At 54.8% G+C, this 10921-nt stretch carries 9 protein-coding genes; 2 read left to right on the top strand and 7 right to left on the bottom strand.

The features are described 5' to 3' along the window. Positions 1-180 precede the first annotated feature (180 nt). From G7Y51_RS12135 to G7Y51_RS12110, 6 genes are read right to left on the bottom strand one after another with little or no spacing between them, the layout of a single operon-like run. A complete protein-coding gene (locus G7Y51_RS12135) occupies positions 181-1161 on the bottom strand; it encodes a hypothetical protein (protein WP_165177856.1) in 981 nt (326 codons plus the stop codon). 9 nt (positions 1162-1170) lie between these two features. Next, positions 1171-2292, bottom strand: coding sequence for a DUF3696 domain-containing protein (locus G7Y51_RS12130; protein ID WP_165177854.1), 1122 nt, complete (start codon positions 2290-2292; stop codon positions 1171-1173). Continuing rightward, positions 2285-3451 carry a DUF262 domain-containing protein gene (locus G7Y51_RS12125; RefSeq protein WP_165177852.1) on the bottom strand — a complete coding sequence of 389 codons (1167 nt, stop codon included), beginning with the start codon at positions 3449-3451 and terminating at the stop codon, positions 2285-2287. Before G7Y51_RS12125 ends, G7Y51_RS12130 begins: the two co-directional genes overlap by 8 nt. 2 nt (positions 3452-3453) lie before the next feature. Then, positions 3454-3834, bottom strand: coding sequence for a hypothetical protein (locus G7Y51_RS12120; RefSeq protein WP_165177850.1), 381 nt, complete (start codon positions 3832-3834; stop codon positions 3454-3456). After that, the gene (locus G7Y51_RS12115; RefSeq protein WP_165177848.1) at positions 3818-6865 is read right to left on the bottom strand and encodes an Eco57I restriction-modification methylase domain-containing protein; all 3048 of its coding nucleotides are present in this window, start codon (positions 6863-6865) and stop codon (positions 3818-3820) included. Before G7Y51_RS12115 ends, G7Y51_RS12120 begins: the two co-directional genes overlap by 17 nt. Next, positions 6856-8370 carry a C-terminal helicase domain-containing protein gene (locus tag G7Y51_RS12110; protein ID WP_241160243.1) on the bottom strand — a complete coding sequence of 505 codons (1515 nt, stop codon included), beginning with the start codon at positions 8368-8370 and terminating at the stop codon, positions 6856-6858. Before G7Y51_RS12110 ends, G7Y51_RS12115 begins: the two co-directional genes overlap by 10 nt. A gap of 15 nt (positions 8371-8385) precedes the next feature. Here G7Y51_RS12110 and G7Y51_RS13810 point away from each other — a divergent pair, with 15 nt between their 5' ends. After that, a complete protein-coding gene (locus G7Y51_RS13810) occupies positions 8386-9162 on the top strand; it encodes a hypothetical protein (RefSeq protein WP_241160242.1) in 777 nt (258 codons plus the stop codon). Here G7Y51_RS13810 and G7Y51_RS12105 read toward each other — a convergent pair. Next, positions 9137-10057 carry a phospholipase D-like domain-containing protein gene (locus G7Y51_RS12105; RefSeq protein ID WP_165177844.1) on the bottom strand — a complete coding sequence of 307 codons (921 nt, stop codon included), beginning with the start codon at positions 10055-10057 and terminating at the stop codon, positions 9137-9139. The genes G7Y51_RS13810 and G7Y51_RS12105 overlap by 26 nt on opposite strands. A 300-nt stretch (positions 10058-10357) precedes the next feature. On the opposite strand from G7Y51_RS12105, the gene G7Y51_RS12100 reads away from it, so the two are divergent. Then, a complete protein-coding gene (locus tag G7Y51_RS12100) occupies positions 10358-10723 on the top strand; it encodes a hypothetical protein (protein ID WP_165177842.1) in 366 nt (121 codons plus the stop codon). The last annotated feature ends 198 nt before the right edge of the window (positions 10724-10921 follow it).

Genomic DNA, 10921 nt, shown 5'->3' with positions numbered 1-10921 from the left:
CCAGGGAAACATTTCCCCGCTGTCGGGGGAAGCAATCAGCAATGCGTTCATATTGTTCTTTGGTTATGTTCATGGGGCAAGTATACCCCATGAATATAATTCGTCAAATAGCGTGAACAGGCCCTAGAGCAGATTACCTTTGACTTTCATAAAAAGTCAAAGGTAATCTGCTCTATAGTTCTACCCATACTTCTTGCCGGGCAAATGTTCACCGACATGGCCGACGTAAACGGTTTCCTTGCCGGTATCGGCATAGAAGTAGACGCGATCGCCGTCGGTAATGCGCATATGGGACTCGCAGAGCAGGGATCGCTGTACAGCGTTTCCCTGTGCATCAGTATCCTCAAAGCTGAAGGTATGCTTTTTTCCTTTTTTGCCCTGTGTGGCGGTATCGCTTTCTGCCGGGGTATAGTTGAAGCCCCTGGGGGCAAAGGCTTGCCCCGTCTCCACAGCTTCCTGCATGGCGCGCTGGAGCTCCTCCAGTATCTTACGGATACGCGGCAGCCAGACATAGCCTTTCGGCATATCCCTGAGCTGGCCTTCCGCTACAGGGCTGAAAATGAGATACGTCAGTTGGCGGTGTGCATAGTCCAGCAGTTCCTGCCCCGTGTTGGTCGGTTGGCAGAACAGGGCTTTGATGCTTTTTTCGTGGGGAGGAATGTCGTCTTCCCTGCAAATAAGCCCGACCTGACATTCTTCCTCGGAAACGGCGGAATCAGCCTCATTGAGGCTGTTGCGCGTCAGTATGACATGAGGAGGAACAAAACGGGCATCCCCGGCAAGAGAAAGCGCGGGGATATCCCAGAGGGACGCCAATGCCAAGCCTTTGCATACGTCTTCACCGATAACGTATTCTTCAAGAATTGTCATTCCCGCATTAATGCAAAGCTGCTCCACAAAGGGAACAGAGGAAAAGCGCATCAACAGCCATTGGCGCAGCGTTTTGTCCTTACCGGCAGCAGGACTTTTCAGATAGTCGCGGATCGTGCAACCCAGCGTGATGTGGCGAACGGCAAAGTCTTCGGTGACGCGGATTTGCGGAGAAAAGCCCAAGGCTTTCAGTTTGTCGGAAGCTTTTTTCAGCTCCAGCAGAACCGCGTGGGCGGCATGGTTGTCCGGCAGCGAAGCGGAAAGCGACAGCTCGTTGAAGACCTGATCCATGTCCGCCTCCTACAGCAATTCTGAAAGCTGCTTGTCCCACTCGTCAAAGAAATCTTCCGGCCAGAGATCAAGATGCCCGTCCTTGTCGATGCGCGGGGTTCTGACGCAGCTTGTGCCGTCCTGCTGGTGAAAAAAATTGATCTGCACATTTTCATGCGCAATGGCGTCCTGTTTGACGGCAACCCGGATGCCGTTGAGCACATGATCGCTGTGCGTCTCGATAATGACCTGAACGCCGCAGGCGGCGGCGCGTGCCAGAAAGTGCCCCATAAGCGCCTGCCCTTTAGGGTGAAGATGGGCTTCGGGATTTTCCACAATCAGCAGCGAGCCGACCGGCGCACGCAGGGCAGCGACGAAGACTGGCAAAGCATAGGTCAGGCCAAAACCAACATTGGTGGGACGGTAGTAGCTGCGGGAAATATCCGGGAAGGAAAAACGCAGCACCACGGTATCCGTGCCCGCGGGCCGATCCGTCTGGATGTGTACCGGCGCGCCCAACCGGGAAAGCCAGGCCTCGGTCTGGATTTGCAGGCTTGTGGAATCCCCGGCGGCATCAGCAGCCAGCAGATTTGGCCCGGAAGCGTCCGCATGGAGAATTTTTCTCTGCCCGAAGGTTTCCAGGTGATAGGCGGCAAATTCGCCCTTGTTTCCGATGGCGTTGGAGGCAAGTTGCCCGGCTTTCGGTATGGGGAAAAGGGTTTGCGGGCACAGGCGATCCGCATGCAGATACTGGAGGTGCGCAAGGTCCGGGCACGCTGGAAGATTCCACTCGGCATGCAGCTCGTTGCCGTCAGGAACGGCCTTCAGGGCGAAGGTCGCTTCATCACGTTCAATGGCGATGGCAAAGGTATCGTCATCGGCATTGCTATAAAGAACATCCTCCGGCAGGCCGAGATTGACCAGATCCCCTGACAGAAACAGCTTTTTTCCTCCTGTGTCGCGCCGTTTCGGCGGGCAGGAGGATTCCGCCTCTTCTCCGCAGGATGCGAAATTCTGTTGCAGAAGGAGCAGGGCCTGGATGACTGTACTTTTGCCCGCGCTGTTCACGCCCGTCAGCAGCGTCAACGGGCGAAAGTCGATCTCTTGCCGCTGGAAGCACTTGAAATTTGTCAGCGCCATAGCCTTAAGCATGCAGCACCTCCTGAATCAGCTTGCGAATTTCTTTAAAACGGCATTTGACGCGCGAAATGGAGCCTGTGCCCTGTGTGACCGCCTTTTCAAAGACGTCGTCTTCACACATGAGGCGCATAAAAGCCCCCTTGAGACTGTTCTTTCTCCGTTCCAGACGCTGCAATTCCTCATCGGTACAGGCATCCAGGTTGACGCTCCAACTCTCGAAAAGGGCCTTGTTGACAGGGAAGCGCGTGGCATCGCTGTCATAGCGTTTGCGAAAGGCGTCATTGCCGAAGATGCGTTCCGCCGCCCGCATGGCCCGCAGAAAGCGGCTCTGCAAGTCTTCCAGCAGTTCCGTATGATGATTCAGATAGCTCATACCGGCATTCAGAAAGGCGTCGAAGTCGTCCTTGTCATAGCTCTCCGGCGGAAACACGGCAAAGACCAGAAAGCGGGTCACACATTCACGGTCATCCATGCGCTTGTCCGAAAGGCCGTGAGCAGTCGCTCGCTTGAACTCCTCGCTTTCCGCCAGCTTGCGGATGACGTCCGTCACCGGCTTGCCGTTGAGGGCATGGCGGATTTCCTGCGCGCTGAGCGGCAGCCCGCCGGTATTGATGCGCCGGAAAACGTCGAATTTCACATTGTCCGGCGTTCCGGGCATGATGAGGTACCAGACGAGGTCCGCCTCCCGGATGGCCCGCTGCAAAGCGCGTGGCAACTGGGCAAAGGTCTTGCCCTCATGCTCCTTGAGGTATTCCAACTCGCACAGCTTCAAGTCCTGATCAAGAACAAAGCGCCGGATGGCGGTCAGGCGTTGCAGGCCGTCCACCACGAGCCATTTTTCATCATTGGTGCCGTCAAAGTAAAAGGCCGGAATGGGAATGCGCAGCATGAGCGATTCCATGAGCCGAGACTGGTTTTTGGGAGTCCAGATGCCGCCCTGGCGCTGAAAATCCGGCGCAAGGTCGATTTCGTCATTTTCCAGCCGGGCCAGCAGGGTGTTCATATTGCCGGACTTTGATTCAATGCGGATGGCGCGCGTATCAAAGGGCTGGGTAATACGCGCTTCCTTTTCGTCCGGCGGCGTGCTGGTATCGCTGCCGTCCGGCGCTGCTTCCGCTTCGGGAACAACTACCGTCGCCATGTCATTATCCAGTTGCGTCTCTTCCGCCATTATCAGCCTCTCTGCCGTATATCGTTTTCTATAATGTCGCGTTCGTGCGTGGATAGTCCATACAAGTCATAAACAAGTTCATCTATCTTTCGTTCCTGTGCCGAAATATCGGCAGCAGGATCAGCTTGTACTTTGGCAATAATCGCGGCGACTTCATTACGCAGGGGCTGCCTGTCCGCATCATCTGCCCGGGGAATGGGGAACTGAGAAACATTTTGGGAAAAGAATCGGAACGTATTGCCCTGAAAGACCGCCAGAGTTTTACTTGCCCAAAAAGCGATCACACTGCTGTTAAACAGGGCAAGAAAAAAAAGATCATCAGTAGGGGAAAAGTAGGCCGTATTGCCACAGAATGTTTTTGATGAATCAAAGGTGACACGCATTTTTTTGTGCCATTTCCGGCCACATGATCTTTGGCTTCAAGAAAATATCATTATAGGCGCAAGCCCGCAATTCCCAATAGAACTCCCCTTGATCGCTGCGTTTTTCCAACTCTTTCCTGAAGGGCTGCAAATGCCGGTAGATGGCCGGATAGCTTGTGGCAAACAGTTTTTCCGCCTCGGTTTTCTCTTTATCCGTCCAGGGCCAGGGATGATTGCCGCCATTCTGAATGTTGATGACAAACTTCCCCGAAGGTTCGGTTTGCCAGCGCGTGAGGTCGCGGCCCCGCAGCCAGGGGAAGATCACATTTGCGCTGTTGGGATCTTCGTCCAGCAGGCGCTGGCGCGTGGCCCCGTCAATGACAAAGGCCTCATTGCAGCCGGTCTTGATACCGTAATACATCTGCACGCCGGGCAAACTGCCCAGCGGGGTGCTGTGCTGTTGCAGCTTATGCAGCAGGGCCACGACAGCCGGATCGGCCAGTTGCCAGCCGTCGGTCGCCAGCTGACTTACCGGGACGGCGTGTCCCCGTTGCTGCACATGATGCCAGAGCGGCGGCAGCAGCGCTGTGTCCCGGATTTCGCAGCACCAGACAGAAGACTGCGGCAGCGTCGTTGCTCTTTGCGCCAGCACAATGGCCGGATAGGTGGTGGCGCCGTCAAAAAGTTGCGTATCGCCAAAATCGATGAGTGAGAGTACGCGCGCCGCCTCTGAGGTCAGCAGGCTGCGCAGTTTTTTGCCGTAGGCTGCCCGAAAGAACTTGTTGGGCGCGATATAGCAACAGCAGCCCAGCGGTGTCAGCAGCCGCTTCAGTGCCAGCGCATAAAAATAGGTGTAACTATCCGCCGTTCCCTCAAAAAAGTCGCCGAACACTGCCTTGAGGCGTTCCTTGCTGCCCTTGATTTTTTCCTGCCGCACATAGGGGGGATTGGCAATGACAATATCAAAGCCAGTATTTTCCTCCCCCGCGCACCCATGAAAGACCTGATGAAAATCAATCGTCCATTCAAAAAGCTCAGAGCAGCCAAGTTTCTTGCGGCAGGCCTCAATATCCTTGCGCAACCGCTGCTTGCAGGTCTTGTCTGTCGTATCAAAATAGGAGTCCTGCGCCTGCTGTAATGTGTGCAGCTGCTGCTCCTGTAACAGGCTATTCTTATAGGAAATGCGCATGGCATCCAGCGAGTTGCCGTGGATGATGCGGTAATCCAGATTGGGCAGGGGGCGCACATGGGCAAGATCGTCCTCGTCAACCACAAGCGAGAGCCAGAGCCGCAGCTTGGCAATATCAATGGCGGATGCGTCGATATCCACGCCGTACAGGCTGTGCTGAATGGCATGGCGCTTCAACGCATAGGAGGTTCGTTCGCCGCCCTGACCGGACAGAGCCGATCCGAGCGCCTGCCGGGCGCGCACAATTTCGTGCATCATGGCCACGGGAAAGGCCCCGGAACCGATAGCCGGATCGCAGACGCGCACTTTCGCCAGTTTGGCATCCAGCAGGGCCGCATGTTGCGTTATGGATGGCGGCAAGGAACGCACAAGCTCCGTATCGCGTTCCTGTGCGGCCTGATGCAGCGCAGTTTTGCTGGTTTTGACGGTAAGAAGTTCGTCGGCGCGGATGAAACGTTCCAGGTCTTTTCTGGGGATGCGCTCCTGACGGGAAAAACGCGGGCGTGCATTCAGCTTCAGGGCCTGCGGCGATGTCTTTTGCGGTATGAGGGAAAGCTCCTGCGGCTTTTCATCGGGGTTGCAGATTTCCCGGCGGACATTGACGGCACGATCCAGATACTGCACAAGCGCCTCGCGGCACATATAATGCACAATATCACGCGGCGTATAGTATGTGCCAAGATCGCTGCGGCGTTCGTTTTCCAGCAGATTTTCAAAGACTTTGCCCAGCATTTCCGGATCGACGGCCACTTCCTTTTCCAGCGGCTCGTCTTCGCGCACCGTAAAATTGTAACGGTCAAAAGTCTCCAGAACGGCCCCTATGCTGCTGTCGGCAAGCGGCACATCCACGCCGCGCCAGTCATAGCTCCCGCCGCTGCCCAGCGGATCGAACAGGCCGCCGTTCAGGAAGGGAATACGACAGCCAAGCTCCTCATGCCAGCCGTCTTCCCCGGAGCGATCCCGCGCCAGCGCATCATAGAAGAGCGGTTCCAGATAATCGTCAAAAAAGCGATGGCCGTCCGTCTCCGCATGGGCGTCATACAGCTCGCGCAACCACTTACGGCTGCCGCTCCCCCACGGCTGTTCCCGTTCTACGCCAAGCCAGCCTTTGCGCTGTAAAAAATACAAAAAAATCAGCTGACCAAGCAAACGTTTGGCAAAGTCCGCATCTGTAATGCCGCGATCCGCCCATTCCTTGCGCAAGGGGGCGTGTACGGCCCGCAGGGCTTCGCATTCCTTGCACAGACGATGAAAATGCTCCCTGTACTGTTCAAAGAAATTCCGCGTGATGGGCTCGACCAGAAAGGCCTGTTGCAGGTCTTGCAGGGTACAGGGCTTTTTCAGCTGCAAAAGTCCCGCAAGCTGTTCCTGCGCCGTGTGCGTTCCCTCATACGGCCCTACAAGAAAGGAACAACGCCGAGGCTCGGAAAGCGTCGTGCGCAGGCCGTCGTCTCCCCAGATATATTCCTTGTAGACAAGAGAAAAACGCCATTCGTCGGCGTCGTCGCAATAAAAGGCCACAAGAGCGGCATCCTTTTCCGTTCCGCCCCAGCCGCCGTTCAGATAGCGCGCCACAAAATTGCGCTGCATGAATCTCGCGCGCGTCAGCTTTGCCGCGCTCCGCAATTTGACGACAAGGACATCCATCCGCAGCCCTTCCGCCTCATGTTTGACAAGGCGACGGAAGGAAGCAACATCATCACGAAACTTTTCGGGGATGTACTGCCCGCAGATGGGCTTGTCGTCCAACAGGGAGTCGGCAGGAAAAATATTGGCAATCAGCTGCCGGAAGGCCGCATGATCGAAAACACCGCCCAGAACGCGGGCAACAAGCTGCCGGGCCTCGTCGTGGCTCATGGACATGGCTGGTTCTCCACAAGGTATTCTGCCAGAATGATTTCATGGGGCTGCCGTTCCGAAGCCTTCGGCGTGGCGGCGGCAGGCGTTGTCAGCATATTTTCCGGCGCAAGCGCTCGGAGCGCGGCAAGCATGGGCTGCGGCGCATACTTGCGGGGATTGGCCGTGGCATGAAGCTTTTTGAGCAGAGGGCGCGACAGACGGCCCTGATCAACAGCCGCACAAAGCAAGGCAAGATAGGCCCGGTCTTCTCCCTGAAACACCCGCAGCTGCAACAGCGCCTTGAGCCCGTGCAAGAGCTGCTTGTCAGTGGTGGATCGTACCGGGGTAAAGGCGTCCTCCGCCCCGCGCTGTTCCAGCCAGCGACGCGCGGAAGAAAGAGCCTCATAGTAGACCGGCGGAACCTCCTTGCGCGGCGTCGTCGCGGGACAGGCGAAAGAGGCCGCTGCCTCCAGAAAGGTCAGCTCCTGCGGTTCCCCCTGCCCCTGGGGAGGAACAAGCACAAATTTTTTGACCGGCCCTTCCTTGAAAAAGATCAACGTGCTGTTTGCGTGTTCTTTCGCCTCTCTTCCCGCGCGTGCCTTGCGGGGGAGGTGCTCCAGCCGGGAATACAGCTCCGGCTGTGTGTCGCGTATGGTACGGATGATTTCAAGATACTTGAGTTCGCTGTCCTCTTCGTTGTCATCTTCCATGCCCGCCTGATCAAGCCGACGCATCAGGCGCTGCCCGAACAGGCCCTGGGGCACAGGCTGTTCCTCTTCGGAAAGATAGCGGTCATCCTCTCCGAGAACAGTATGAAATGCATCTATTTTATTGATGATATTGCTTTCCAGACCAAGATGCGCATCTGCCTGCGAGGTTGGGAAGATGTTAAAGATATACAGTTTCTCATGCCGTGATCCCACGCGGTTGATACGTCCGACACGCTGCATGATGCGCGTTGGATTCCAGGGCAAATCATAATTGATAATGCGCCCCGCGCGATGCAGGTTGACGCCTTCGGCCAGCACATCCGTGGCAATCAGCAGCCGGATATCCTGTTCCGGGGCTTCATGACCGGGATCAAAATTCCGCAGAATGCGTTCCCGCGCATCATAGCTGCTCAAAACCTGACGCGCGCCATCCCGAAAGCAGACGCCCCCCTGACTGTCAAAGACAAGCGACGCGCCGGGGAAAAGCGCTTCCAGGCGTTCGCCCAGATACAAGGCTGTTTCCCGCGATTCTGTAAAAATCAATACCCGTTCATCCTTGAGCAGCGGGCTTGTCTGCAACATGGCGGCAACAGCTTCAAATTTGGAATCTGTCGTCACAGCGGCCCACAGCCGGGCTATGCTGCGCAAGACCTCCAAATCCTGCTCGACATCTTCCCGAAGTTCATCAGAAAATTCCGCCGCGTCGTAGCGTTCCCCATCCGCGGCATCCAGCGCCTGCGGTAGCGCATCGTCGTCAAGGCCAGCAAAGGCATCCACGTCAACATTCTTGCCAAGTATCACGCAGCCGGCATCAAGCATTTTCAAAAAGGTCTCATGCGACAGAATAAAACGAGAGACAGTGCCGCGAAATGCCTGAAAACTGCTTTCCAGCCGCTTGATCAGGATACATTTCATAAAGCCGCTGATATTGTGTTGCCCCTGCCGCTGCTGTGCGCTGATACCGCGCTCAAGATAGAGAAGCGCTTTGTAGCGCGCATAATGCAGGGTCTTCAACAACTTGATTGTGGTATCAAAGACGCTTTCCGTCTTTGCGTCAAATTTATAAATAATGCGCTGCGGGGGCGTCATTTCAGGAAAATGCAGCTGCTGCCGCTGCAAATCGGCCTGAAAATAGCGCCGGATTTCAGAGCGCGTACGGCGCACCATGACATATTTCAGCACCTTGTCACGCACAAGCGCCGCACTTTTCCTGACTGCATCAGGATAGGCAGGATCATCACGCGGTACGGCGTTAAGCTCTTCCTGACGTTTTTTGAAAAATCCCTCCAGATTGCTGACGCCCTGGATGCTACTCTGGCGCGCGGCCTGAAAGAGCTTGAGCTGTGCCAGCAGATCGCCCAGCTGGTTATTAAGCGGCGTCGCGGACAGAAGAATAACTTTTTTATTGGCGCATATTACTTTCAGCTGTGCATAGCTTTGCGTATTTTCATTACGAAAGCGATGGGCTTCGTCAACGACAACAATCTGACATTGCGAAGCTTTTGTGGCGGCAGCATCCAATTTTCCACTGGAAACGACATGGCAATGCGGCACCAAAAACTGCATAAGCGTATCTTTCCAGTAGTCACAGAGGACAGGGGGGGCAGATAATCAATTTTTTTCCGGGGAGAGTCTGTAACAGCAAGGCAGTAATATATGTTTTTCCAAGTCCTACGACATCAGAAAGAAAAACACCATTATGCCTTGAAAGAATACGCGCCGCGGCAGCAACAGCCTGCCGCTGATACTCAAGATTGTACATCCCTTCCGGAAGAACAAGAGACGCGGATGCCGCAAGGTCCATATCTTCCCGGAAATATTCATACAAAACTTTTAAATACAGTTCATAGGGAGTAATACTTTCTGAAAGCCACGTCTTCTGCTGCACTGTGGAAACAAAAATATCTGTGAGCGCAATTCCTTCCTGCCAGAGTTTTTCAAAGCGCTCCAGAGCAAAATCGACGTCCGGCCTGTCCTTGAGCTCCACATTGAACTCGCATTGCGCCATAAGCCCTGATGCGGAGAAATTGCTTGAACCCGTAATAACACTGCCGTACAGCAAATTCCCCCGATACCGCGAAATATACACCTTTGCATGAATATTACGGCTGGGATGGCCGCGTAATTCAAGCTTTCCCTGCTGGAGCCACTGCATAAAAATCCTGACGGATTCTTCTGTTGTCTGCGTCTCTTCGGCAGATTCTATTTCCTGTACCACCTGGCGACTATAAAGATTGCGCGTTTCCTGATGGGAGAGAAGATTGCCGGGCAAGGAAAGCATAGCGTCCTGTGAGGCCGAAAAAATTTGTTCATCCACATTCAGGCCGACAAGAATGCGTATTTTTTCGACATCCTGAAGAGAATGGCAAAGAAGATGAAAGCCGCTTGCTCGAAAATAACCGACAAGCACATCAAAAAAACGCGCTTCCTTGAGCGTTGCAGCAAAGCGCGTTACCAGAGAACTGTTTTCCGTATTGGTAAAAAAACGGGTATCACTGTGTGGCATGGCGGTTCTGGGACAGAAATGTTGAGAAGGACTGGCGCATATCTTTTATACGCCAGCCGGTAAACCAAAGGGCAGAGTTTTAAAGGACTATGGTTTTCCAGTATAGTCCGCTCTGTCATATTCCGCAAGCAACGGTACCGGAGAGATTACCAGAAGAAACGAACAGCGTTGCTGCTATGCCCTGTCCGTTGGCGGGGCGGGGGTGTCTTGCCTTGTTGCCTTCTGCCAAGGCGGACTCTGGCAGGCTTAAGACGGGCAAATTCCGTCCTGATGGCCTTGATCTGATCCGGGGTAATGCTCATGGCTGATTTCCTCCTGTGTCTTTTGTCTTTTCCGGTCAAGCGGGACGCTTGCACATTTGCTTTCGCAGAAAGCATAATGTGCTATGGCTCGACCCTGAGCCGAGATTCCCGGCGGATGGTCAGCGCATCCTCGCTCTCCGGCGTTGCGGCACGGCTTCCAGATCTTGCCGGATGTGCCGTTCACGTTCGGACTGCTGGCTTCCGCTTCCTGACGCTCCCACTGGCGTTAGCGTCGGAACTGCTCGGCCCGCTTGCGATTCAGGAAGTCAAGATGCCACTGCCGATCGTTTATGGAGTTCTCGTTCATGCTTCCTCCTCAGGGGTGGTTTCTTCTGAGGGACAGCCCTTCAATTTTGTCAAATAGTCGGCCCATTTCTACATCATTTTCCGGCGCTCCGGCAGATACTCCGCATAATTGTACGCCGCCCGCACTTCATTGTCCCACTCAGAGAGGGGTAAAACCCCCACCTTTAGGTGGCGGCTTTAGCGTTTCTTTTGTAGCATGTGGGCATGAGCAACTATCGTAAAGGCTCCCACAGGGTTTTCTCAATTCACTTGCACC

This window comes from Desulfovibrio sp. ZJ369 (assembly GCF_011039085.1).
GTDB lineage: Bacteria > Desulfobacterota > Desulfovibrionia > Desulfovibrionales > Desulfovibrionaceae > Desulfovibrio.
This window is presented reverse-complemented; position numbering and strand designations above follow the sequence as displayed.

Bases quoted from the DNA above. Each gene is read 5' to 3' on its own strand.
- G7Y51_RS12135 (WP_165177856.1), bottom strand. From the start codon at position 1,161: ATGGATCAGGTCTTCAACGAGCTGTCGCTTTCCGCTTCGCTGCCGGAC.
- G7Y51_RS12100 (WP_165177842.1), top strand. From the start codon at position 10,358: ATGGCTGATTTCCTCCTGTGTCTTTTGTCTTTTCCGGTCAAGCGGGAC.
- G7Y51_RS12130 (WP_165177854.1), bottom strand. From the start codon at position 2,292: ATGCTTAAGGCTATGGCGCTGACAAATTTCAAGTGCTTCCAGCGGCAA.
- G7Y51_RS12110 (WP_241160243.1), bottom strand. From the start codon at position 8,370: ATGCTTGATGCCGGCTGCGTGATACTTGGCAAGAATGTTGACGTGGAT.
- G7Y51_RS12120 (WP_165177850.1), bottom strand. From the start codon at position 3,834: ATGCGTGTCACCTTTGATTCATCAAAAACATTCTGTGGCAATACGGCC.
- G7Y51_RS13810 (WP_241160242.1), top strand. From the start codon at position 8,386: ATGCGACAGAATAAAACGAGAGACAGTGCCGCGAAATGCCTGAAAACT.
- G7Y51_RS12105 (WP_165177844.1), bottom strand. From the start codon at position 10,057: ATGCCACACAGTGATACCCGTTTTTTTACCAATACGGAAAACAGTTCT.
- G7Y51_RS12115 (WP_165177848.1), bottom strand. From the start codon at position 6,865: ATGTCCATGAGCCACGACGAGGCCCGGCAGCTTGTTGCCCGCGTTCTG.
- G7Y51_RS12125 (WP_165177852.1), bottom strand. From the start codon at position 3,451: ATGGCGGAAGAGACGCAACTGGATAATGACATGGCGACGGTAGTTGTT.